This window comes from Kitasatospora sp. RG8, from assembly GCF_017813315.1.
Lineage (GTDB): Bacteria > Actinomycetota > Actinomycetes > Streptomycetales > Streptomycetaceae > Kitasatospora.
Genome location: NZ_JAGIYX010000002.1, coordinates 322,615 through 345,321, shown reverse-complemented (window position 1 = coordinate 345,321; position 22,707 = coordinate 322,615). Strand labels below are relative to the sequence as shown.

The window sequence follows — 22,707 nt, the reverse complement described above, 5'->3', positions numbered from 1 at the left end:
CCCCACGTCCCGTCGGCCACGGCGAGTACCACCGGAGCATCCGGGGTACCTCGCCGACGACCCGCACACGAACCCGTCTGGAGCACCACCCATGAGCAAGGCCGACCTGGTCTTCACCCACGGACCGGTCCACACCGGCGACCCGGCCCGCACCCGGGCGACCACCCTGGCCGTGACCGGCGAGCGGATCACCGCCGTCGGCCACGACGAGGTGCGGGAGCTGGTCGGGCCGGGCACCGAGGTCGTCGACCTCACCGGCAAGCTGCTGATCCCCGGCTTCCAGGACTCGCACGTCCACGCCGTCTACGGCGGCACCGAGCTGGCCGACTGCGACCTGACCGGCACCGTCGGCGTGGACGACTACCTCGACCGGATCCGCTCCTACGCCGACGCCAACCCCGACCAGGCCTGGATCACCGGCAGCGGCTGGTCGATGGAGAGCTTCGAGGGCGGCCTGCCGACCCGGCAGCTGCTCGACTCGGTGGTCCCGGACCGCCCGGTCTACCTGGTCAACCGCGACCACCACGGCGCCTGGGCCAACTCCCGGGCCCTGGAGCTCGCCGGACTCACCCGGGAGAGCCCCGACCCGGCCGACGGGCGGATCGAGCGCGAGGCCGACGGCTCCCCGAGCGGCGTCCTCCAGGAGGGCGCCACCAGGCTGGTCGCCCAGCTCGTCCCGCCGATCACCGCCGCCGACCGGCTGGCCGGCCTGCTGCGGGCGCAGCAGCTGCTCCACTCGCTCGGCATCACCGGCTGGCAGGACGCGCTGCTCGGCGAGTTCAACGGCCAGCCCGACCCCTCCGACGCCTACCTGGCCGCCGCCCGGGCCGGCACGCTGACCGCCCGGGTCACCGGCGCGCTCTGGTGGGACCGTTCCCGCGGGGCCGAGCAGATCCCCGAGCTCGTCGCCCGGCGCAAGGAGCTGGAGCACGGCCGGTTCCGGGCCGGCTCGGTGAAGATCATGCAGGACGGCATCGCGGAGAACTTCACCGCCGCGATGACCAGCCCCTACCTGGACGGCTGCGGCTGCGCGACCGCCAACAGCGGCCTGAGCTTCGTCGACCCCGATGCCCTGCGCGAGCACGTCACCGCACTGGACGCGCTCGACTTCCAGGTGCACTTCCACGCGCTCGGCGACCGCGCCGTGCGCGAGGCGCTGGACGCCGTCGAGGCCTCCGCCGCCGCCAACGGCCGGCGCGGGAACCGGCACCACCTCGCCCACCTCCAGGTCGTCCACCCGCAGGACATCGCCCGGTTCGCCCTGCTCGGCGCGATCGCCAACATCCAGCCGCTCTGGGCGGCGCACGAGCCGCAGATGGACGAGCTGACCATCCCCTTCCTCGGCCCCGAGCGCGCCGCCTGGCAGTACCCGTTCGGCGACCTGCTGCGGGCCGGCGCCACCCTGGCCGCCGGCAGCGACTGGCCGGTCAGCAGCCCCGACCCGCTGGCCGGGCTGCACGTGGCGGTCAACCGGATGGAGCCCGAGGCCACCGACGGACGGGTCTTCCTGCCCGAGCAGCGGCTCGACCTGGTCTCCGCGCTGGCCGCCTACACGGCGGGCTCCGCCCACGTGAACGGCCACGACGACGCCGGAAGCCTCCGGGCCGGCCAGCTGGCCGACCTGGTCGTCCTGGACCGCGACATCCTCACCGCCCCCGCCGCGGAGATCGCCGAGGCGCGAGTCGAACGCACCTACGTGGGAGGCGAGTTGGTCTACACGGCGAACTGAGGATCCGCAGGAGGGGTCCGGCCCGAGGGGGATGGAGAGCCCCCTCGGGCCGCTGCCGTGCGGCGCGTCCGTTCTCCCCTGGCCCGGTCACACCCCGGTTCACGCTGCGCCACCGGTGTCCTGACGGCCCACCGGCCGGCTTCGTCGCACGACACGGACCGGCAGTCTCACCACCCTCGCCGCGAGCGGCACCGACACCGCCCCGCAGCGGCCGGCGGGGCACCCGGCGACGCAGCCGCCGGCGTGGATCCGGCCCAGGACGGGAAGGGCGCCCGGGGTTCCCGGCCCGGACGCCGCACCGGGGCCGGCGGCGTCACCGCGCGGCCCCGGCCCGCTCCCCCGTCCGCCCCCTCCGCGCTACCGGTCGCGCAGGTCGGCGATCCGGCGGATCTTGCCGACCGAGCGCTCCAGGCCGTACGGGTCCAGGACCTCCACCTCCACCGTCACCCCGACACCGTCCTTGACGGCCCGGACGATCTCCGCCTCGGCGGCCTCCCGCTGCTCGGAGGCGGCGTCCGGCCGGGCCTCGACGCGGACCGTCATGTGGTCCATCCGGCCTCGGCGGGTCAGGCGCAGCTGGAAGTGCGGCGCCACGGCCGGGGTGCGGAGCAGGATCTCCTCGATCTGGGTGGGGAAGACGTTCACCCCACGCAGGATGATCATGTCGTCGCTGCGCCCGGTGACCTTCTCCATCCGCCGGAACGCCGGACGGGCGGTGCCGGGCAGCAGGCGGGTGAGGTCGCGGGTGCGGTAGCGGATGACCGGCAGGGCCTCCTTGGTGAGCGAGGTGAAGACGATCTCGCCGCTCTCGCCGTCCGGCAGCACCTCGTCGGTGAGCGGGTCCACCACCTCGGGGTAGAAGTGGTCCTCCCAGATGTGCAGGCCGTCCTTGGTCTCCACGCACTCCTGGGCGATGCCCGGGCCCATCACCTCGGAGAGGCCGTATATGTCGACGGCGTGGAGGTCCATCCGCTCCTCGATCTCGCGGCGCATCTCCTCCGTCCACGGCTCGGCACCGAAGACGCCGACCCTCAGCGAGGTGCCGCGCGGGTCGACGCCCTGCTTCTCGAACTCGTCGAGCAGGGTGAGCAGATAGGACGGGGTGACCATGATGATCTCGGGCCGGAAGTCCCGGATCAGCTGCACCTGCCGGGCCGTCATGCCGCCCGAGGCGGGGATCACGGTGCAGCCGGCCCGCTCGGCGCCGTAGTGCGCGCCCAGGCCCCCGGTGAACAGCCCGTACCCGTACGCGACGTGCACCTTGTGACCGGCCCGGCCGCCCGCCGCGCGGATCGAACGGGCCATCACGTCCGCCCAGACCGAGAGGTCGTGCTCGGTGTAGCCGACCACGGTGGGCCGCCCGGTGGTGCCGCTGGAGGCGTGGATCCGGCGGACGTCCTCCATCGGGACGGCGAACATGCCGAACGGGTAGGTGTCCCGCAGGTCGGCCTTGGTGGTGAAGGGGAAGCGGGCCAGGTCGGCGAGGGTCCGGCAGTCCTCGGGGCGCACGCCGGCCGCGTCGAACTTGCGCCGGTACAACTCGACGTTGTCGTACGCGTGGCGCAACGTGCGGCGCAGGTGGGTGAGCTGGTGCGCCCGCAGCTCCTCGCCGGTCATCCGCTCGCCGGCGTCCAGCAACTCGTCGGGGAGCGGCTCGCCCAGACGCGTCCGCGCGGGCTCCGGGCCGGTCGCTCTGCTCATCGCGTCTCCTCAGCCGTCCGGGGGCCCGAGTGTGGCGTTCGCCGACCGACCATTCGGTCAGCCCTCGAACAAGGCCAAGTAATCCAGCCGCCGCACCGACTGTCAAGGGTTGCCACGCAGGTCGGGGCCCCGCGGGGGCGGCGGGGCTCTGCGGGACCGGGGCGGCGGGGGCCCAGTGTCACGGGGCGCGGCGGGGCGCTGCCACGGGGACGCATCGGGGTGCTGCCGCAGCGGCGGCGGGATGCTCCGCGAGCGCCACCGCGGGGTGCCGTACAGGCCGGGGCATGACGAAGGACCGGGGCGGCGGGCGGTGGGCGTATGTCGAAAGTCGGGAGTGGATCTCTGCCGAACGGCAGATGGCAACGGACCGCCGGTCCGGAAGGCTCGTCCGCGTCACCACCGGGCCGACCGAGAAAGCGGAGCGCATGCTCGAACTGATCGACATCACCAAGGTCTACAAGGGCGGCAAACGGGCCGTCGACGGCCTCTCGCTGCACCTGGGCCCCGGCCTGCTGGGACTGCTCGGCCCCAACGGCGCGGGCAAGTCCTCGCTGATGCGGATCGTCGCCACGGTGACCAGGCCCACCTCCGGCCGGCTGCACTACCGGGGCGCCGACGTACTCGCCCGGCCCGAGCTGCTCCGCCGCCATCTCGGGTACCTCCCCCAGGACTTCGGCGTCTACCCCAACCTGACCTCGCGCGAGTTCCTCGGCTACCTCGCCGCCGCCAAGGGGCTCTCCGCCCGTTCGGCGCGGGCCCGGATCGAGGAACTGCTCGCCCTGGTCAACCTGACCGAGGCGGTGAAGCGGCCGCTCGGCGCGTACTCGGGCGGCATGCTGCGCCGGGTCGGCATCGCCCAGGCACTGTTGGCCGACCCGCAGGTCATCGTGGTCGACGAACCCACCGCCGGCCTCGACCCGGAGGAGCGGGTGCGGTTCCGCAACCTGCTCAGCGAGCTCTCCGCGGAACGCGCGGTCCTGCTCTCCACCCACATCGTCCCGGACATCGAGTCCGTCGCCTCCGACATCGCCGTCGTCGCCGGCGGCCGGCTGCTGCGGCGCGGCACGCCCGAGCAACTGGCCGGAGAGCTGTCCGGGCAGGTTTGGGAGTTGCTCGTCGAGCCGGGCGCCGTCACCGCGCTGCAGGGCCGGTACCCGGTCAGCCGGATGGTGCGGACGGCGGACGGCGTCCGGCTCCGGGTGCTCGCCGACCGGGCACCCTCCGGCGACGCCGTCCCGGTCGCACCGGACTTGGAGGACGCCTACCTGGGCATCGTCCGGCAGGCGGCTCCGGCGGCCCCGTCCGGCGGGGGCACGCCGGACGGCCCGCTGCGTCGGCAGGCGGTGCGGCGATGACGGCGCGCGCCCTGGCCGGCCTGGCGGCCGGAGACTTCCGCGACCGGGTACGGCGCCCCGTCTACACGGTCACGCTGCTCGCCGCCGTCGGCCTCGGCTACCTGGCCGTCCCGCCAGCCGGCGGGCACTGGGTGATCCTCGCGGTCGGCCGTCACCGCGGCGAGTACAACAGCGCGTACGTCGGGCTGGCGACGGCCCTCGCAGGTGCGCTCTGGCTCACCGTCGGCGGGTTCTACGTCGTCCGCAAGGGCATCGGCCGGGACGAGGAGACCAGGGTCGGCCAGATCCTCGCCGCCACCCCGCTGCGTACCTCCGCCTACCTGGTGGCGAAGTTCCTCGGCAACCTGCTGGTGCTCGGCTCGATGCTGGGCGTCCTGGCACTCACCGCGGCCGCCATGCAGCTGGTCCGCGGCGAGCACCGCGCGATCGACCCGGTGGCGCTGCTGACACCCTTCGTGGTGACGGCCCTCCCGCTGCTCGCGGTGACCGCCGCGGCAGCCGTCCTCTTCGAGACGCTGCCGCTGTTGCGCGGCGGAGCGGGAAACGTGGCCTGGTTCCTCGTCTCCCTGGTCGTCGTGGTCGGCGGGCAGTCCCCGGGTGCGCCGTTCGGCGGGCTGGGCGTCGGCCAGGCCGCCGGGTCGCTGCGCGCGGCCGCCCTGGCCGCCGGGGCCGGGCCGGTCGAGGGCCAGGAGTTCAGCCTCGGGCTGACCAAGGTGGACACCCCGCTGGCCCCGTTCCCCTGGGCGGGTGCCGGCTTCGACGGCGGATTCGCCCTCCAGCGGCTGCTGCTGGTGCTGCTCTCGGTGGCGCTGGTCGTGCTCCCGGCGCTGTGGTTCGGCCGCTTCGATCCCGCCCGCGGCCGTCCGGCGGGCGCCTCCGTCCACCCGGCCGCCGCGGAGGCCGCCGCGCCCGCCGCCCCTCCGGCCCCCGTCGCCCTGCCCCGGACGGCCCCCGCGTTCGGCGGCACCTTCGGGCGGCTGCTCGCCGGCGAGGTGCGCATCCTGGCCGGCGGGGTGTCGCCCTGGTGGTGGCTGGTCACGGCCGGGCTCACGGTGGCCGGCCTGACCGTCCCGATCGGCGCGGTCACCGGGTTCGTCCTGCCCGCCCTCTGGGTCTGGCCGGTACTGATCTGGTCCGGCCTGGGCAGCCGGCAGGCCGAGAACGACCTGGAGGTCCTGGTGGGCGCCTACCCGGCCGCCCGCCGAAGGCTGCTCGCCGAGTGGGCGTCCGGCGTGGTGCTGGCCGCCGTGACGGGCGCGGCCCCGCTCATACGCCTCGCCGTCGCCGGGGACGCCGCCGGCCTGGCCGCGTGGGCCGCCGGAGCGCTCTTCGTCCCCTCACTGGCGATGGCACTCGGCGTCCTCTCCCGCACCCACCTGGTGTTCCAGGCCCTCTACCTCCCGCTCTGGTACCTGGTGGTCAACCAGGTCGCCGCCCTCGACTACATGGGCGCCGTGCGCACGGCCGGCCACCTTGCCGGGCCCGGTCCCCTGCTCGTCCTCGCCGCCGCCCTGGCCCTGCTGGCCACCGCCTTCGTGGCCGGCGCGGCCCGCCGGGAGGTGAGGGCAACGAGGTGAGGCGTCAGGGAGCGGCGCGGCCGGGGCCGACGCCGCCCGCTCGGCCCCGGCCGCGCCGGCCGGCGTCCGGGGCCTCCCCGGAGTACGACGGGAGGCGCGTCTCGTCGTCGGGCCGCCGCAGTGTGCTTGCGTCCTCCTCCGGTACCGGGTCAGGAACCGCGCTGCCCCGTGATGCGCAGCGCGACCGCGATGTGGCTGTACCCGGGCACGGGCGACCCGACGGCCTTCTCGTAGCGCACGGCGTCGGCGATTCCGAGCTTCTCGCCCGTGGCGAGCGTTCTGTTCGCCGTCCACAGGAGCGTGCGCAGCTGTTCATTCTCGACGTCGAGCAGCGGGGCGACGGGCTCCAGCGAGACGCCGGTGCGAAGACGCCAGTCGGCCACCGCGGCCCAGAAACCGGTCACGGTGTCCCAGCAGACCGCGCTTCGGGGTCCGAGCAGCAGGCGTATCTCGTCGGGAGACCGAAACGTGTCGAGACCGTGGGACACGACGTTCTGGAGGTTCTCCAGGAAGGTGACGACGAACTCGTACTCGGTCTCGTCCGCCAGCAGTTCCTCGACGACCGCCAGTACCTCGGCGGTCGCGCCGTGGTCCCGCCGGGCGACCCGGAAGGCGACCTGTCGGCAGACGTCGAGCTCGTCGGTGGCGTCGACCGTTCCGGGCTCGACGGCCGCCATGTCGAGGAGCCGCCGTGACCGCCCGGCCGGCCGTCGTCGCCAGGGGATTCGCATGGTGCTCTGCTCCGCTCACGCTGATGGTGATCTTGGTCGCCTGTGGCGGTCAGCATGGCACGGCATTCCGCGCGGTCCGCACCGGGGTCGGTCGGCACGGCTCCGCGGGGACGTCTCCCTCGCGGGCCGGCGGCCCCGGCAGGACACGGAAGCCGGCGCTGCCGCCGCCCGGGCCGCTCCTGGTTGGACACACGGGTGCCGGGCACACGCGTGCAGGCACGTTCCGGGCACCGGGTGACGGGTCACCAGGTGCGGGCGGCCGCCAGGAGGTGGTCACGGACGCGGGGAAGGTGCGGGTTGGCGGGGGTACCGGGGCGTTGGACGAGGTAGCCGGTGTTGATCGGCGGGTCCTCGGGGTCGTCCAGCTGCACGAGGGCGCCGGAGTCGAGCAGGGGTGCGCAGAGGTAGCGCGGGACGACCGCGAAACCGGCTCCGGCGGCCACCGCGGAGACGACCCCTCGCAGGTCGGGCACGGTGAGCGCGGCACGACAGTTGAGGCGCCGGCCGAACACGTGGCGCCAGTAGCGGCGCACGATGGGCAGGTCCTCGGCGTACGCGACGAGCGGCACCTCGTGCAACGCGGCCGGGCCCTCGGCGGCGAGCCGGCCGTGCAGGCGGTCGGCCCAGACGGGGGCGGCGACGAGGACGAACTCCTCGTCGCCCAGCGGAACGGCAGTCAGGGTACGGCCGCGCGGGCGGGTGGTGGCGATCACCAGGTCGTGGCGGCCCGCTCGCAGCTCCTCCAACAGCGGGTCGGTCAGCCCGGCGGTCACCCGCAGCCGGACCCCGTCGGCGACCAGCGGGGCGAGGGCGGGCAGGACGAGGGTGCAGAGCAGTTCGGCGGGGCCGGCCAGGTGGACCGGTTCCGCCCCCGTCTCGGCCCGGGCGCCCGGCCCGGCGGCGGCCGCGAGCGCGTCGAGCGGTGCGGAGATCCGGGCGGCCAGCTCGTCGGCGACGGGCGTGGGGGCCACTCCGCGCGGCCTCCGCTCGAACAGCTCGCGCCCGCCCTGCCGTTCCAGCGCGCGGATCTGGGTGGTCACGGTCGGCTGCGACAGTCCGAGTACCTGGGCGGCGGCCGTGAACGAGCCGGCCCGGTAGACGGCCAGGAAGGTCCGCAACAGGTTGAGGTCGGTCTGCCCGGCCAGCGCCGTCGGCCGGGCGGCGGGCCCGGCGGACGCCGTCGTCGGCGCGGCAGGCCCGGGCGGCGGCCCTGCGGGCAGGCCGGGCGCGGTGTGGTCGCGGTCGTTCACCCGGCCAGCCTACGACCGGACACCCATAGGCATTCCTATGGCAGCCATCGGCTCTGCCATTGGTGAGCTGCGGATCGACCGGCCTATGGTCGGATTCAACCTCCGGGCCCCGCCGGGCCCGCCTTCAGAGAAGAGCTCCCCGCATGTCGAAGATCCTGTTCGTCGTCACCGGCGCCACCTACTGGACGCTCGCCGACGGAACCCGGCACCCCACGGGCTTCTGGGCCGAGGAGGCCGTCACCCCTTACGAGGCGTTCACGGCCGCCGGTCACGAGGTCACCGTCGCCACCCCCGGCGGCGTGGTCCCGACGGTCGACCAGGGCAGCCTGGCCCCCGAGGTCAACGGCGGGCCGGAGGGCGCCGAGCGGATCACGGCCGGCCTGGAGGCCTTCACCGGTCTGCGGCTGCCGGTCAAGCTGGAGGACGTGGACCTCGCCGACTACGACGCCGTGTTCTACCCCGGTGGCCACGGCCCGATGGAGGACCTCGCCGTCGACCCGGTCTCCGGCCGGCTGCTCGCCGACACCCTGGCCTCGGGCAAGCCGCTCGGCGTGGTCTGCCACGGCCCGGCCGCTCTGCTGGCCGCCACCCGCGCCGACGGCACCAACGTCTTCGCCGGCTACCGGCTGACCGGCTTCACCGACGCCGAGGAGACCCAGGCCGGCCTCGCCGACAAGGCGAAGTGGCTGCTCCAGAGCCGGCTGGTGGAGGCGGGTGCCGACTTCCAGGAGGGCGAGCCGTGGGCCCCGCACGTGGTCGTCGACCGCAACCTGGTGACCGGGCAGAACCCTGCCTCCTCCGCCCCGCTCGCGGCCGAACTGCTCAAGAAGCTGGCCTGAGACCCGAAGCTCCGACCGCAGATGACGGCCTCCGATGACGGCTGCCGCTGCCGACAGCCACTGTCGGCCGGAACGCCCGATCGGCAGCCCCCGACCGCTCGGCCCCGCGCGGTCACCGGGCGCCGGACACCGGGCAGCGGACACCGGGCAGTGGGCGCCGGGCAGTGGGCGCCGGACACCAGGCACCCAGGCACCCCGGCACCCCGGCACCCCGGCACCCCGGCACCGGGTGTGAACGCCGGCGGCGTCACCGCCGGAACTCACGCACCAGGTCCTGCGCGCCGCCGCTGACCACGGCCGTCACCGGGAGGCCCGCTGCGGCGAGCAGGCTGGCCGCGACGGTGGCCCGGCGGCCCCGGCCGCAGACCGTCCAGAACTCCCGGCCGGGCGGCAACCCGTCGATCCGGCCGGGCAGTTCGGTGAGCGGGATGGCGAGAGCACCGGGCACCGGCGGGTCGGCGGCGGGCCGCACGTCGAGCACCTGGACCGGCAGCCCTCCCTGCGGCCCGGCAGCCCCACCCGCAACAGCCCCACCCGCGACGGCCGGGCCCGCAACAGCCGGTCTCGCGAGGGCCGGGCTCGCAACGCCCCCACCCGCCAAAGCCCGTCGCACCTCGGAGACGTCCGCCGTCCTGATCGCGGCCAACGGGCGCCCGCTCGCCCGCCAGCGTTCCACACCTCCGTCCAACTGCCCCACCAGTCTGGCGTCGTAGCCGATCCGGAGCAGCTGGAGGACGGCTTCGCGGGCCGCGTCGGCGACCGGCTCCGGCAGCACCAGGACCAGCGGCCTGTCCAACGGCACCACTTCACCGACCAGTGCCGCGAAGGAGCCGTCCAGCTCGTCGCCGAGCGACCCCGGCAGGTGGGCGTCGGCGAACGCCCGGCGGTCCCGCGCATCGACCACCAGCGCGCCGCGCCCGAGGGCCAGTTGGACCTCCTGGGGCGTCAGCGCCAACAGCTCGGGCGGGCCGCCGAGGACAGCCGGGCCGGCCCGGTTCAGCGGCCCCATCTGCCGGTAGTAGGCGGGCGCCGGCGGCAGGCCGAGCATGCGGGTGGCCACGAACGCGTCCTCGTCGGCGATCAGCAGTGCCGGGTTGGCAAGCCGCTGGTCGCCGACCGTACTGGTCCGCTCGCCGGTCACCGCACCGATCGAGCACGAGCTGCCGGCCCCGTGCGTGGGCAGCACCCTTGTGCCGGAGGGGAGTTGGGCGAGGCGGCGGAGCGAGCGGTACTGGGCGCGGGCCAGTTGCTCCGTCCGGGCGGCGCCGGAGAGGTCGGTCCGGCCCGCACTGCCGACCAGCAGGCTGCCCCCGGTGAACACCGCCGTCGGCAGCTCCTCCCCCGACCCGCCGTCGAGAACCAGGTAGGCGGTGTGCTCGGCGGTGTGGCCGGGTGTCTCCAGCGCCTGGACGCACAACCCGCCGAGGGTGATCTCGTCGCCCTCCGCCAACGGCAGGTGGTCGAAGTCGTACCCGGCCCGGGCCGGCCCCGCGACCGTCGCCCCGGTGGCGGCCCGGACCTCCAGGGCGCCGGAGAGGTAGTCGTTGTGGACGTGGGTGTCCAGGACGTACCGGATCCGCAGCCCGCGCGCCTCACAGGAGGCGAGCAGGGGCCAGCAGTCCCGCTGGGGGTCCACCACCAGGGCCTCGTCGCCGGAGGTCAGCAGGTAGCTGGTGTCGCCGAGGGCCGCCGTGGTGACGGGTTCGATGGCGTTCCCGCCCGTGCCGCTCCTCATGTCGCTGCCACCTCCTCGTGCCGGTGCCGCCCAGTCATGCCGGTGACACCGCCTCGCGCCGACGCCTCGTCATGCCGGCGCCTCCTCGTGCCGGTGCCGCCCCGTCCGGGGACCGCCCTCCTCCGGGGCCTTTCCCGTGCCGCTCCCCCGCCGTTCCCGCGCGCGGCCCGGACCGCCGACGACCACGACCTCCACCCCGGCCACCGGGTTGCACCCGTACCCCTGCTCGTTCCACGGCGTCCGCAGCGGCTGGGTGCGCCCCTCGGCGTCGGTCGCCCGCGCCAGCAGGAGCCGTGGTCCCGGCACCCGCGGCGTCCACCGGTACGCCCATTCCGCCCAGGCGTACGGTCCTGCGGCAGGTGCCAGTTCGGCCGGTCGCCACCCGCCGCTGCCGACCCGCACCTCCACCCGGCGCACCGGAACCCCGCCCGACCAGGCCCGCCCGCGCACCGTGCAGAGGAGGCCCAGCGGCAGCCGTGCCCCGGGCGCCGGTCCCGTGATCAGAGACTTCACCCGGATCTCCCTCACCGGGCCCTCGGGCGTCCCGTCACGGACGCCGCGCGAGCGCCGGTAGACGTACTCCTCGGCCTGGAACGGTCCGGTGAACGGCCGGGCCACCGCCTCCACCCCGACCAGCCACTTCACGTCCGCCACCCCGTAGTGGCCGGGCACCAGCAGCCGGACGGGCGCACCGTGGCCGGGCGTGAGCGGTGCGCCGTTCATGTGTGTGGCGAGCAGGGTGTCGGTGTGGAGGGCCAGGCCGGCCGGCAGGCTCCGCGCGAAGGCGGTGCGGTGGCCGTTCAGCTCGCCCTCGTCCGCGCCGGTGAACACCAGCTCCACCGTCTCCGGCCGCAGACCGGCCGACGCCAGCACCGTCCGCAGCGGGACCCCGGTGAAGCGGGCGCACCCCACGGCCCGCTGCGCCCACGGCAGGCCGGGCGGGCGGGGCTCCATCAGGCTGCGGCCGTTCCCGGCGCACTCCACCACCACCTCCAGCTCGCGCCCCGGAAGGGCCAGCAACTCCTCGTACCCGAGGTCGAGTTCGGTGTCCACCAACCCGCTCACCCGCAACCGCCAGCCGGCTCGGCGCAGGTGCGGAGCGCCGAAGTGGTCACGGACGAAGAACGCGCGGGTGGGCGTGAGCGGCTCGGCCAGCGCCGCCGCCGGCGTCTGCGCGTTGTACGGCTCGGTGGTGACCGTCTCGGGCGCCCAGCGTGGGGCGGTCGTCCCCTTGCGGGCTGTCGTCGTCATCCCGGCTCACCACCTGTGTGCGTCCGTCGTGTGTGTCCCCCGTGCCTGCCTCCGTGCGTGTTCCCGGCGCCTGCCCCCGTACCCGAACCCCACGCCTGTCCCCGTGCGAAGCCCAGCGCGCCGGGAGCCCTGCGCCTGAAGCCCCCGTGCCCGAAGCCCCGTGCCGGCCCACCGGCCCACCGGCCCGCCACCCACCGCACCCCGTCGCCGGCACCCCGTCGCCCTCACCCCGGCCCACCTCCGCCTCCGACCGCCACCCGCCCCGGCTCCCGTACCCGGGCCAGCGCAGGGCGGGCGCCGAGCATCTCGAAGACCGCCGCGGCCTCCGCCCGCAGCCGCCGGTCCGCCTCCTCCGCCCCGGCCCTGGTCCCCGCCCCGACGGCCACCGCCACCGCCTGGGCCTTGGCGCGCGCCGCCCAGAAGGGCTGCCCGGCCCGGCCGTACAGACCGGCCGCCGCCAGGTGGTGTGCCCGGGCGCCCTCCGGGTCACCACGGGCCGAGCCCAGCGAGCCGTGCGCGGACTGCGCCATCGCCCGCCAGGCCGAGCTGTCGAACCGGGCGGCCACCCGCTGCGCCGCCTCGGCGTGCTCGGCCGCGCCGTCCGCGTCCCCCAGCGCCGCGAACGCCTCCGCCGCCACCGGGTGGAGCAGCGCCGTACAGCTCGGGCACTCGCCGTGCCGGGCCGCGTACACCGCGGCGGACCGCGCCGCGCGGACGGCCTCGCCCGGCTCGCCGCGCTCGAGGGCGTCCAGCGCGGCGGTCGCGCAGAGCCGTCCGAAGGCGTGCCGGGAGAGCGGGGAGACGGCGGCCGCGGCCATGCCGCGCCGCAGGTGGTCGGCCGCCTCGGCACTGTCGCCGCGCCCGGCCGCGAACTCGGCGAGCCGCTGCCAGGGCAGTGCGTCGGCGCGGCCGCCGATCTCCTCGTAGAGGTGGGCGCTGCGTTCGAGGCAGCCGGGCGCCTCGTCCCAGTGGCCGCGCAGCAGCAGCGACTCCCCGAGCAGGCACCAGGCGAAGGCCTCCGCCCGTCGCGCACCGCGGGCGATCGCCAGGTCGAGGGTGTGCCGGGCGTACTCCTCGACGCTGTCGCTCAGGCCGTCCCCGTAGAGGTCGTACTCGCCGAGGCAGCAGTGGATGTCGAAGGTCCGGGCCAGCCGCTCGTCGTCGTCGGCGGTGGCTCCGAGCCGGTCGATCTCGCGCCGCAGGCCCTCCCGCCAGTCGCCCCGGGAGTGCTGGACGAGGGCGAGCGTCTCGTGGACGGCGGCCAGGTCGTCGGCGGTGCCGTGCTCCCCGACGAGGGCCATCCCGGCCTCGGCGGCCTGCTGGGCCTCCGCGTAACGGCCGGACTCCCAGAGCCAGTTGGCGCGCAGGCCGAGCAGCCGGCCGGTCTCGGCCGGATCGCCGCCGGCCTCGACCAGCGCCGTCCCGGCGGCTTCCAGGTGGGGTTCGGCGTCGGCCACCGACTCGCCGGCGAGGTGGGCGGTGGCCGCCTTGCGGTGCAGCCGCGCGGCCCGCAGGCCGGTGCCGTCGGCCGCCCGCCCGGTGAGGACGCCCGGCGAGGCGGGCAGGTCCACCACGGCCGGGGCGAGGGCGGAGCCGTACGCGGCGGCGGCGCCCGCGGTGTCGCCGGCCATCATCCGGAGGTCTCCGACGTCTTCCCAGAGTTCGCCGGTGAGTTCGGCCCGGACGTCGCCACCGGTCCGGACCTGTTCCCGGAGCCGCCGGGCGGCGGGCCCGGGGCGCTCGCGGCCCGGGGCGCGTTCCAGTGCGGCGGCCAGCCGGTCGTACTCGCGCAGCGCCTCGTGCCGCCGCCCGGCCAGCGCGTGCACCCGCATCAGTGCGAGGGAGGCGTCCTCGTGCAGCGGGTCGGCGGCCACGGCCCGGCGCAGCGCCGCCGCGGCGCCGTCCAGGTCGGCGTGTGCCTCGCGCAGGCTGCCGAGCTCGACCAGGAGTGCCAGGTACTCGGCGTGCAGGGCCTGTTCGCGCTCGACCGCCCACTCCTCGTAGCGGTCCTCGGGCAGCAGGTCGCCGCCGTACCGGGCGACGGCCCGCTCGTACGCGTCCAGGTCCCGGCTGCGGCGGGCGTGCAGCGCGGCCTGCTCGAACTCCTGGACGTCGACCCCCAGCGGACCGCCGTGCAGGGCGAGGTTCTCGCCCGACTCCAGGTAGCGGTGGCGGGCGGCCCGGTCCGGGTCGAGGGTGTGCCGGACCTCGTGCAGGGCCTCGCGCAGCTGCTCGGCACCGGCCTCGGGCGGCAGCTCGGGCCAGAGCGCGGCGAGCACCTGTCCGTGGTGCAGCCGCTGGCCGGGGGCGAGCGCGAGCACCTTGACCAGGTTCCGGGACTTCCGCAGGCGCCACGCCTCGGCGGCGATCTCGCGCGGGCCCACCCGCACCCGGAAACCGCCGAGGAGACGGATACGCAGTTCGAGCATGCGCCGGACGCCTTCCGTACGGACACTACGAACCTACGTCGGCAACGCTCCACGGGCGAGTCCGGGCGCGGCACCACGCCGGAGCACCGCACGCCGGAGCACCGCACGTCAGGCCCTGCGCACGTCAGGCCTTCGCATGCCGGACTCGGCTGCACGCCGCCGGTTCACGCCACCGCGTCACGTCACGGGTTCACGACACGGCGTCACGCCTCGGACAGCGCCGACGCCCCGAACTCGCGCACCGCGTCGGCCACGATGGCGTCCAGGCTGGCGTGGTGCGCGCCCCGCCAGTACGCCTGCCCGCATTCGGTGCACTGCGCGAACGCGTCGTACGAGCGCTCGGTGCCGTCCCGGAGCTGGTCCTGCACCGTCGACTTGGTGACGGTGCGCAGTACCCCGTTGCAGGTGGTGCACCGGCTCCAGGGGGCGAGCGGCGGCGCGAACCGGGAGAGGACGTCCCGCAGCTGTTCGGCGGGCCGGTGGCTGTAGATGTAGGCGCCGGCCCAGAGTTCGCGGCGGCGCAGCAGGCCACGGTCGCGCGAGAGCATGACACGCTGTTCGGCGGCCGAGCGGGCGGCGAGCGCGGCGTCGCCGATGTCCGGGTTCTCGTAGGCGGCGTCGATGCCCAGCAGCCGCAGTCGGCGCGTCAGCGTGCCGAGGTGGACGTCGAGCAGGAACCGGACGGGGGCGGCCGCGGGCTGCGGCCTGGGTACCGCCTCCACCGAGATCCGCTCGCCGCCGACGGGAACGTACCCGACGCCCACCGGGCGGCCGTCCGCGGCCAGGGCACCGACCTCGGTGAGCGGGACGCCGAGCGACTCGACCACGTGCCCGAGCGTCGAGGCTCCGTCGGTTCGCAGCGCCGTGGGCGCCCCCCGCCGCGCCGAGGCGACAAAGAGGTGCAGCTCGGGGGCGAAGCTGAGCCAGATCTCCGGTCTCTCCACCTGGCCAGCATGCCAGCGGGCGGCCGTCGGCGGCCAGCGCTTTTCCCGCCGCCGGTCAGTCCGCCGGCCCCGTCCGCACACGGGACGCGAAGGGGCCGACGTCCGGCGGTCCGGCGGTCCGGCGGTCCTGCACGGTCCGGCGGTCAGGCGGTCCCGCACGGTCAGGCGTGCGGCGCCCAGAAGGCGACCAGGCGGCCGACACCGTGCTCGACGCTCTTCCAGGAGCCGGTGAAGGTGAGCACCGCGACGGCGGAGGTGGGGAAGCCGGAGCGGTTCATCCGGGCGAGCAGATCGCCCTCGGCCTCGCCGGCGAGGGCGTCGGCCAGGGCGTGGGCGCCCGGGTTGTGGCCGACGAGGACGACGTCGGCCACCTCGTCGGACACCTCGTTGAGCAGGGCGATGATTTCGCCGAGGCTCGCCTCGTAGAGCCGGTCCTCGAAGACGGTCCTGGGCCGCTGGGGCAGCTCGGGGACCATCAGCTTCCAGGTCTCCCGGGTCCGGACCGAGGTGGAGACGAGTGCGAGGTCGGGCCCGATGCCCGCACCGGCCAGCCAGCGGCCGGCGACGGGTGCGTCCTTGCGGCCCTGGTCGGCCAGCGGGCGTTCGTGGTCGTCGACGTCGCTCCACTCGGCCTTGGCGTGCCGGACCACGACGATCCTGCGGGTCGGTTCGGCGCTCACGACGGTCTCCTCTTCGTACGGGGATCGGTGCCCGGCCGACGCTACCCACCGGGTCCTCCGGTCACCGGCACGACAGCCGCCCCTCACCCGAAGAGGTGAGGGGCGGCGGGCCGCGGGATCAGGATCAGGATCAGGATCAGCGGAAGGTGCGGAGCCGGAGGCTGTTGCCGACCACGAAGACCGAGGAGAAGGCCATCGCCGCCCCCGCGATCATCGGGTTGAGCAGCCCGGCGGCGGCCAGGGGCAGGGCGGCGACGTTGTAGCCGAAGGCCCAGAAGAGGTTGCCCTTGATGGTGGCCAGGGTCCGGCGGGAGAGCCGGATGGCGTCGGCGGCGGCCAGCAGGTCGCCCCGGACGAGGGTGAGGTCGCCGGCCTCGATGGCGGCGTCGGTGCCGGTGCCCATGGCGAGGCCCAGGTCGGCTTGGGCGAGGGCGGCCGCGTCGTTGACGCCGTCGCCGACCATGGCGACGACCCGGCCCTCGGCCTGGAGGCGCTGCACGGTGGCGACCTTGTCCTGCGGCAGCACCTCGGCGATCACGTCCTCCGGCCTGATGCCGACCTCGGCCGCCACGGTCGCGGCCACGGCGGCGTTGTCACCGGTGAGCAGCATCGGGGTCAGTCCGAGGCCGCGCAGCCGGGCGATGGCCTCGGCGCTGGTGGGCTTGACCGCGTCGGCGACCTCCAGCACGGCCCGGGCCTCGCCGTCCCAGCCGACGGCGATGGCGGTCCGTCCCGCGGCCTCGGCCCGGCGCTTGGCCTCGGCCAGCGGCGCCGGCAGGTACTGCGACCAGTCGGCGAGCAGCTGCTCGCGGCCGACCAGCACCGCGTGTCCGTCCACGACACCCTGGACGCCGAGTCCGGGGACGTTCTCGAAGCCCTCCACGGCGGGCAGCTCGCCCGCCTTCTGGGCGGCGGTGGCGACGGCGCGGGCGATCGGGTGCTCGGAGGCGTGTTCCAGGGCGCCGGCCAGGCGCAGCGCCTCGGCCTCGGTGACGCCCTCGGCGGTGTGGACGGCGATCAGGGTCATCTGACCGGTGGTGACGGTGCCGGTCTTGTCCAGGACGATGGTGTCCACCCGGCGGGTCGACTCCAGGACCTCGGGGCCCTTGATCAGGATGCCGAGCTGGGCACCGCGGCCGGTGCCGACCAGCAGTGCGGTCGGGGTGGCGAGGCCCAGGGCGCACGGGCAGGCGATGATCAGCACGGCGACGGCGGCGGTGAAGGCGGCGGCCCAGCCCTCGCCGGTGCCGAGCCAGTAGCCGAGGGTGGCCAGGGCCAGGGTGATGACGATCGGCACGAAGACGGCGGAGATCCGGTCGGCCAGCCGCTGGGCGGCGGCCTTGCCGTTCTGGGCGTCCTCCACCAGCTTGGCCATCCGGGCCAGTTGGGTGTCGGCACCGACCCGGGTGGCGCGGACGACGAGCCGGCCGCCGGCGTTGACGGTGGCGCCGGTGACGGCGTCGCCGACGGCGACCTCGACCGGCACGGACTCGCCGGTCAGCATCGACGCGTCCACGGCGGAGGCGCCCTGGTCGACCACTCCGTCGGTGGCGATCTTCTCGCCGGGGCGGACCACGAACAGCTCGCCGACGGCCAGTTCGGCGGTCGGGATGCGGACCTCGGCGCCGCCGCGCAGCACGGTGACGTCCTTGGCGCCGAGTTCGAGCAGCGCCTTCAGCGCGGCGCCGGCGGTGCGCTTGGACCGCGCCTCGAAGTAGCGGCCGGCCAGGATGAACGCGGTCACGCCGGCCGCGGCCTCCAGGTAGATGTTGGAGGAGCCGTCGCTGCGGGCGATGGTGAGCTCGAAGCCGTGCCGCATCCCGGGCATTCCGGCGTTGCCGAGGAACAGGGCCCAGAGCGACCAGAGGAACGCGGCGCCGGTGCCGAGCGAGACCAGGGTGTCCATGGTCGCCGCGCCGTGCCGGGCGTTGGTCCAGGCGGCCCGGTGGAACGGCCAGGCGGCGTAGGTGACGACGGGCGCGGCCAGGGTGAGCGAGAGCCACTGCCAGTTGTCGAACTGGAGGGCCGGCACCATGGCCATCGCGATGACGGGGACGGCGAGGGCCAGCGCGGTGATCAGCCGCTGCCGCAGCAGGGCGAGTTCGTCAGCCTCCCCGGCCCCGGCCGCGGCGTCGGCGGGCTCGGCGGCGGCGGCGGGGCGGGGCAGCACGGCGGTGTAGCCGGTGGCCTCGACGGTGGCGATCAGGTCCGCCACCTCGACTCCGCCCGCCACGACGACCTTGGCCTTCTCGGTGGCGTAGTTGACGGTGGCCTCGACCCCGTCCATGCGGTTGAGCTTCTTCTCGATCCGGGCGGCGCACGAGGCGCAGGTCATGCCGCCGATCTGGAGTTCCACCTCGGTGGAGGCGGGTGCCTGGGTGGTCATCTGGGCTCCTCGTGGGTCGTGGATCGGAGTGGTTCAGGTCCGGGGCCGGGGCCGGAATCGCGGCCGGAATCGGGGGTCGGGGCCCGGAATCCGGGGACGGCCTCCCGGGCCTGCTCCCGGCCGGGTCCGGTTCACCCCTGGATACCCCCCAGGGGTTTCCCGGACCCGAAGGCCGGGGCGGGCGGCGGGCTCAGGCGCGGCCGGTCAGCTCGTAGCCCGCGTCGTCGATCGCGGCGCGCAGGGCCGCCTCGTCCGGCTCGGCCTCGGCCGAGACGGTGACCAGGCCGGCCTGGACGTCGACGCTCACGGCGGTGACGCCGGCCAGGGCGGAAACCGCCTTGCCGACCGCCTGCTCGCAGTGGCCGCAGGTCATCCCGGCGACCGCGTAAACGGTGGTGACGGCGGCGGCGGGCGCCTCGACCGTGGCGGTGGTGGAGCAGGTGCCGTTCTCGGAGCAGCAGGACATGGGATTCCTCCGGTGGTAGCAGTGTCGTTCTCCGATACCCAGTGGGGGTATCGGTCGGCGCATGGCTCCTTTATACCCCTGGGGGGTATCACTGGCAACCCCCGCCGACCGGCGCGAACCTGCCGCACCAAATACTCCCCAGGGGTATCCAAGAGAAGAGTCGATCCCGCTTGACTCGATACCCCCTAGGGGTATCTACTGCAGACACCGAAGCGCCCACCCGACTACCGGAGGAGGCCCGCATGGCCGGCTACCACGACGACAAGGACCAGGTGATGCGCAGGCTGCGCCGGATCGAGGGCCAGGTGCGCGGGCTACAGCGGATGGTCGACGCCGACGACTACTGCATCGACGTCCTCACCCAGGTCTCGGCGACCACCAAGGCCCTCCAGTCGGTCGCCCTGCAACTGCTCGACAGTCACCTCGGCCACTGCGTCCAGGACGCCATCGCCCGGGGCGGCGGCGAGGCCGACGCCAAGGTCGCCGAGGCCTCGAACGCCATCGCCCGCCTGATGCGCGCCTGATGTCCGCCTGAGCACTGCCCGCCCGGCGCCCCACGCCCCCGGCCGATCCCCGCCACTCCCCCGCGCACGCCCGCACCCACGCCCGCACCCCGCCCGCACCCGAAGGAGCTCCGCCATGAACACCGCACTGAAGATCGCCGCCTTCGCCACCGGCCTCACCACCGCGTTCGGCGCCGCGTACGGGGTCGGCCACGCCACCGGTACCGGCCCGGCACCGCGCCCGGCCGCGGCCGCCCACGCCGGTCACACCGGCCAGACCGGCCACGCCGCGGAGGCCCCGGCCGGGGCCGAGGCTGCGGGCGACCACCTGCCCGGCGGTCTCCAGGTCTCCGAACGCGGCTACACGCTCAGCCTCGACAGCCCCTTCGTCACCGCCGGCGCCCCGACCGACCTGCGGTTCCGCATCCTCGGCGCGGACGGCCGCCCGGTCACCGACTACCGCCCGGAGCACGAGAAGGAGCTGCACCTGATCGTCGCCCCGCGCGACCTCGCCACCTTCCAGCACCTGCACCCGACGCGGGCCGCCGACGGCACCTGGAGCGCGGCCGCCGCCCTGCCGGCCGCGGGCGAGTACCGGGTCTTCGCCGACTTCACCCCGGCCGGCGCCGCCGAGGGGCTCACCCTCGGCGCCGACCTCCACGCAGCCGGCGACCTGCGCCCCGCGCCCCTGCCGGAGACCGGACGCAGCGTCGCCGTCGACGGCTACACCGTCACCCTCGGCGGCGACCTCACCCCCGGCCGGCCCGCCCGGCTCACCCTCACCGTCACCAAGGACGGCCGGCCGGTCACCGACCTCCAGCCCTACCTCGGCGCCTACGGCCACCTGGTCGCCCTGCGCGCCGGAGACCTCGCCTACCTCCACGTCCACCCGGAGAGCACGACGCCCGGGCCGGAGGTCGCCTTCACCGCGACCGCGCCCAGCCCGGGCGCCTACCGTCTCTTCCTCGACTTCAAGCACGGGGACACCGTCCGCACGGCGGCCTTCACCGTCGCCACCGGGGACGGCGCCCCGGCCACCGCAGCCCCGTCGACGGCTGCGGCCCCGTCGACCGCTGCGGCCCCGTCGACCGCTGCGGCAGGGGCTCACCAGCACTGAACGACCGGAGCACCTCGGCCGGGGCACCTCTTCCGGAGGCGCCTCCGCAGAGAAACCGCCGCCGGGGTACCTCTGCCGGGTGAGCCGCTTCACCCGGAGCAGCTCACCCGAAGCGCTTCAGCAACTCCTCGACGTACTCCTCCAGCCGCCCGGCGAGGAGCGCGGGGGTCAGGTCGGTCCGGCCGAGCTCGCGCCAGCTCACCCCCACCTTCTCCGCGTCGGGGGCGAAGGCGAGGGCGTCGAGCAGGCGCCAGTACAGATGGTCGGCCGGCTCCGCCGCGAGGTCCCCGCCGGCCTCCAGGTAGCGGCCGGCGAACGCCATCCCGGCCGGCACTCCGTACAGCAGGGCCAACGCGGTGGAGCAGTGCGCGACGTCAAGGTCGGCGGGGCCCCAGGAGGTCTCCACCCAGTCCACCACACCGGTGATCCGCAGCTCGCCCGTACTCCCGCCGCCGCTGAACAGCACGTTGCCCGGGTGGTAGTCCCGGTGCAGGAAGCGGCCCGGGAACGACGGCGCCGGGCGGCGGATCACCTCCACCGCCCGCTCCCACACCTCCGGACGCGCGCTCCCCGCCGGACGCCGCACGCCCTCCGGGGTCACCCACGCCTGGTAGTCCCGCGGCCGCGCGTCCTCCGGCACGTCGACGCGGTGGATCCGGACCAGTTGCCGGGCGAGCAGCCGGCAGCGCCGGTCCAGCTCCTCCTCGTCCACCCGGACGGTGCCCGGCAGCAGCGTCATCAGCAGCGACGGGTACGCGCAGAACTCCCCCGTCGCATCCACCCCGCGCAGCGTGGCCACCGGTACGCCGCCGCCGTCCGCGCCGAGCAGGGTGAGGATGTCGGCCTCCCTGGTGAGCAGGCCTTCGGCATGCCGGAGGTAGAACGGCGCGACGAACGACCGGAGCACCAACTCCTCTGCGCCCTCCGGGCCTTCGACGCGCAGCCGGCGCATCTCCGAGGTGAACCCGCCCCGCAGCCGACTGCTCCCGGTCACCCTGCTGCCGTCGGCCAGCCGCCCCTCGACCCATGCCCACGTCCGGGCCCGGTCCCGGTCCTGGTCCCGCTGCGCATCGTCGTGCGCCACTAATTCGCTCATGGCCGTCGAGCCTAGGCGAGGCCCGGCTACCTCCCCGGCCGGCCCCGGCGGGCTCCGCCGGACTTCCCGCCCGACGCCTTGCCGGTACCCGGCCTGCCCCCGCCGGACTTCCCGCCCGACGCCTTGCCGCCGGCCGTCCTGCCTCCCGATGCCTTGCCACCGGCTGTCCTGCCGCCGCCCGACTTCCCGGCGGCCGGCTTGCCCGCACCGCCACCGCGCGGCCGGGAGCCCGACGCCGCGGGCTTCTCCTCGGACTGGGCGGTGCCCGCGCGGCCGCGGGAGCTGTTGACCGTCCGGCCTCGGACGATGCCGATGAACTCCTCCACCAGGTCGGTCGTCCGGTCCTCCGGCCAGGAGAGCGCCACCTGGGACTGCGGCGCGTCCGGGACGGGCCGGTAGGTGAGATCCCGGCGGTGGTGCAGCCGGGCGAGCGACTGCGGCACGAGTAGGACGCCGACGTTCGCCGCGACCAGCTCGATCGCGTCCGCCGTGGTCGCCGGACGCTCGATCGCGGGCCGCCCGGGGAGCTCCTGCCAGCCGAGGGAGTCGTCGACGGGGTGGAAGACGACCTCGTCGGCCAGGTCCGCCACCGGCACCTCCTCGGCCGCCGCCAGCCAGTGGTCCTTCGGGAAGACGACCACGGTGGTCTCGGTGTAGAGGGGGATCGCGCTGAGGCTGCCGCGGTCGACCGGCAGCCGGACGAGCCCGGCGTCCGCACCGCCGCCCAGCAGCGTGGGCTCGCCGTCCTCCACCGGCACGGCGAGCAAGGTGAGCGGGACGTCCGGCAGCCGCTGCTCCCAGACGCGCACCCACTTACCGGGCGTCACGCCGGGAACGTAAACCAGCCGGAACGAGGGGTTCGCCTGCATCTCTGTCACGCAGCAAGGCTACCGACCGTGATCGGGGCCGCCACTCACT

General features: G+C 75.2%; 18 protein-coding genes. 6 read left to right on the top strand and 12 right to left on the bottom strand.

The window, feature by feature from the left end; translation table 11 throughout:
• Positions 1-91 precede the first annotated feature (91 nt).
• The gene (locus tag J5Y04_RS04400; RefSeq protein ID WP_209410431.1) at positions 92-1,729 is read left to right on the top strand and encodes an amidohydrolase; all 1,638 of its coding nucleotides are present in this window, start codon (positions 92-94) and stop codon (positions 1,727-1,729) included.
• Between the two features lie 357 nt (positions 1,730-2,086).
• Here J5Y04_RS04400 and paaK read toward each other — a convergent pair whose 3' ends face one another.
• Positions 2,087-3,430, bottom strand: a complete 1,344-nt coding sequence (gene paaK, locus J5Y04_RS04395) for a phenylacetate--CoA ligase PaaK (protein ID WP_209410430.1) — start codon at positions 3,428-3,430, stop codon at positions 2,087-2,089.
• A gap of 425 nt (positions 3,431-3,855) precedes the next feature.
• Here paaK and J5Y04_RS04390 point away from each other — a divergent pair, with 425 nt between their 5' ends.
• Entirely contained in the window at positions 3,856-4,785 is a 930-nt protein-coding gene (locus J5Y04_RS04390; RefSeq protein WP_209410429.1) for an ATP-binding cassette domain-containing protein, read from the top strand.
• On the top strand, positions 4,782-6,362 hold the full coding sequence (locus J5Y04_RS04385; protein ID WP_209410428.1) for a hypothetical protein: 1,581 nt from the start codon (positions 4,782-4,784) through the stop codon (positions 6,360-6,362). Before J5Y04_RS04390 ends, J5Y04_RS04385 begins: the two co-directional genes overlap by 4 nt.
• A 149-nt stretch (positions 6,363-6,511) precedes the next feature.
• Here J5Y04_RS04385 and J5Y04_RS04380 read toward each other — a convergent pair whose 3' ends face one another.
• Both J5Y04_RS04380 and J5Y04_RS04375 read right to left on the bottom strand, forming a co-directional pair.
• A complete protein-coding gene (locus J5Y04_RS04380; protein WP_209410427.1) occupies positions 6,512-7,093 on the bottom strand; it encodes a hypothetical protein in 582 nt (193 codons plus the stop codon).
• Between the two features lie 242 nt (positions 7,094-7,335).
• On the bottom strand, positions 7,336-8,238 hold the full coding sequence (locus tag J5Y04_RS04375; RefSeq protein WP_209410620.1) for a LysR family transcriptional regulator: 903 nt from the start codon (positions 8,236-8,238) through the stop codon (positions 7,336-7,338).
• Positions 8,239-8,486: 248 nt separating this feature from the next.
• Between J5Y04_RS04375 and J5Y04_RS04370 the strand changes: the two genes are divergently transcribed.
• The gene (locus J5Y04_RS04370; protein WP_209410426.1) at positions 8,487-9,182 is read left to right on the top strand and encodes a type 1 glutamine amidotransferase domain-containing protein; all 696 of its coding nucleotides are present in this window, start codon (positions 8,487-8,489) and stop codon (positions 9,180-9,182) included.
• A 247-nt stretch (positions 9,183-9,429) separates the two neighbouring features.
• Here J5Y04_RS04370 and J5Y04_RS04365 read toward each other — a convergent pair whose 3' ends face one another.
• From J5Y04_RS04365 to J5Y04_RS04335, 7 genes are all read right to left on the bottom strand, one after another.
• Positions 9,430-10,917: a rhodanese-like domain-containing protein gene (locus tag J5Y04_RS04365; protein WP_209410425.1), complete on the bottom strand. Its 1,488-nt coding sequence runs from the start codon at positions 10,915-10,917 to the stop codon at positions 9,430-9,432.
• A 69-nt stretch (positions 10,918-10,986) separates the two neighbouring features.
• On the bottom strand, positions 10,987-12,168 hold the full coding sequence (locus J5Y04_RS04360) for a sulfite oxidase (RefSeq protein WP_209410424.1): 1,182 nt from the start codon (positions 12,166-12,168) through the stop codon (positions 10,987-10,989).
• Positions 12,169-12,392: 224 nt separating this feature from the next.
• On the bottom strand, positions 12,393-14,597 hold the full coding sequence (locus J5Y04_RS04355) for a BTAD domain-containing putative transcriptional regulator (RefSeq protein WP_209410423.1): 2,205 nt from the start codon (positions 14,595-14,597) through the stop codon (positions 12,393-12,395).
• Positions 14,598-14,800: 203 nt separating this feature from the next.
• Complete coding sequence (locus J5Y04_RS04350) at positions 14,801-15,541, bottom strand: Mut7-C RNAse domain-containing protein (RefSeq protein ID WP_209410422.1); 741 nt, start codon at positions 15,539-15,541, stop codon at positions 14,801-14,803.
• Positions 15,542-15,702: 161 nt separating this feature from the next.
• On the bottom strand, positions 15,703-16,221 hold the full coding sequence (locus tag J5Y04_RS04345) for a histidine phosphatase family protein (RefSeq protein ID WP_209410421.1): 519 nt from the start codon (positions 16,219-16,221) through the stop codon (positions 15,703-15,705).
• 136 nt (positions 16,222-16,357) lie between these two features.
• Positions 16,358-18,607, bottom strand: a complete 2,250-nt coding sequence (locus J5Y04_RS04340) for a cation-translocating P-type ATPase (protein WP_209410420.1) — start codon at positions 18,605-18,607, stop codon at positions 16,358-16,360.
• Between the two features lie 190 nt (positions 18,608-18,797).
• Positions 18,798-19,073: a heavy-metal-associated domain-containing protein gene (locus tag J5Y04_RS04335; RefSeq protein ID WP_148646520.1), complete on the bottom strand. Its 276-nt coding sequence runs from the start codon at positions 19,071-19,073 to the stop codon at positions 18,798-18,800.
• Positions 19,074-19,243: 170 nt separating this feature from the next.
• Between J5Y04_RS04335 and J5Y04_RS04330 the strand changes: the two genes are divergently transcribed.
• Both J5Y04_RS04330 and J5Y04_RS04325 read left to right on the top strand, forming a co-directional pair.
• Positions 19,244-19,597, top strand: a complete 354-nt coding sequence (locus J5Y04_RS04330; RefSeq protein WP_305852807.1) for a metal-sensitive transcriptional regulator — start codon at positions 19,244-19,246, stop codon at positions 19,595-19,597.
• Between the two features lie 115 nt (positions 19,598-19,712).
• Positions 19,713-20,693, top strand: a complete 981-nt coding sequence (locus J5Y04_RS04325; protein WP_209410419.1) for a hypothetical protein — start codon at positions 19,713-19,715, stop codon at positions 20,691-20,693.
• A gap of 103 nt (positions 20,694-20,796) precedes the next feature.
• Here the strand turns inward: J5Y04_RS04325 and J5Y04_RS04320 are convergent, their stop codons facing one another.
• Both J5Y04_RS04320 and J5Y04_RS04315 read right to left on the bottom strand, forming a co-directional pair.
• Positions 20,797-21,789 (bottom strand): phosphotransferase family protein, encoded by a 993-nt coding sequence (locus J5Y04_RS04320; protein WP_209410418.1) that lies wholly within the window; start codon positions 21,787-21,789, stop codon positions 20,797-20,799.
• A gap of 26 nt (positions 21,790-21,815) precedes the next feature.
• On the bottom strand, positions 21,816-22,667 hold the full coding sequence (locus tag J5Y04_RS04315) for a LysR family substrate-binding domain-containing protein (RefSeq protein ID WP_209410417.1): 852 nt from the start codon (positions 22,665-22,667) through the stop codon (positions 21,816-21,818).
• Positions 22,668-22,707: the final 40 nt, after the last annotated feature.

Bases quoted from the DNA above. Each gene is read 5' to 3' on its own strand.
- J5Y04_RS04400 (WP_209410431.1), top strand. From the start codon at position 92: ATGAGCAAGGCCGACCTGGTCTTCACCCACGGACCGGTCCACACCGGC.
- J5Y04_RS04380 (WP_209410427.1), bottom strand. From the start codon at position 7,093: ATGCGAATCCCCTGGCGACGACGGCCGGCCGGGCGGTCACGGCGGCTC.
- J5Y04_RS04340 (WP_209410420.1), bottom strand. From the start codon at position 18,607: ATGACCACCCAGGCACCCGCCTCCACCGAGGTGGAACTCCAGATCGGC.
- J5Y04_RS04335 (WP_148646520.1), bottom strand. From the start codon at position 19,073: ATGTCCTGCTGCTCCGAGAACGGCACCTGCTCCACCACCGCCACGGTC.
- J5Y04_RS04360 (WP_209410424.1), bottom strand. From the start codon at position 12,168: ATGACGACGACAGCCCGCAAGGGGACGACCGCCCCACGCTGGGCGCCC.
- J5Y04_RS04390 (WP_209410429.1), top strand. From the start codon at position 3,856: ATGCTCGAACTGATCGACATCACCAAGGTCTACAAGGGCGGCAAACGG.
- J5Y04_RS04320 (WP_209410418.1), bottom strand. From the start codon at position 21,789: ATGAGCGAATTAGTGGCGCACGACGATGCGCAGCGGGACCAGGACCGG.
- J5Y04_RS04355 (WP_209410423.1), bottom strand. From the start codon at position 14,597: ATGCTCGAACTGCGTATCCGTCTCCTCGGCGGTTTCCGGGTGCGGGTG.
- paaK (WP_209410430.1), bottom strand. From the start codon at position 3,430: ATGAGCAGAGCGACCGGCCCGGAGCCCGCGCGGACGCGTCTGGGCGAG.
- J5Y04_RS04385 (WP_209410428.1), top strand. From the start codon at position 4,782: ATGACGGCGCGCGCCCTGGCCGGCCTGGCGGCCGGAGACTTCCGCGAC.
- J5Y04_RS04365 (WP_209410425.1), bottom strand. From the start codon at position 10,917: ATGAGGAGCGGCACGGGCGGGAACGCCATCGAACCCGTCACCACGGCG.
- J5Y04_RS04325 (WP_209410419.1), top strand. From the start codon at position 19,713: ATGAACACCGCACTGAAGATCGCCGCCTTCGCCACCGGCCTCACCACC.
- J5Y04_RS04370 (WP_209410426.1), top strand. From the start codon at position 8,487: ATGTCGAAGATCCTGTTCGTCGTCACCGGCGCCACCTACTGGACGCTC.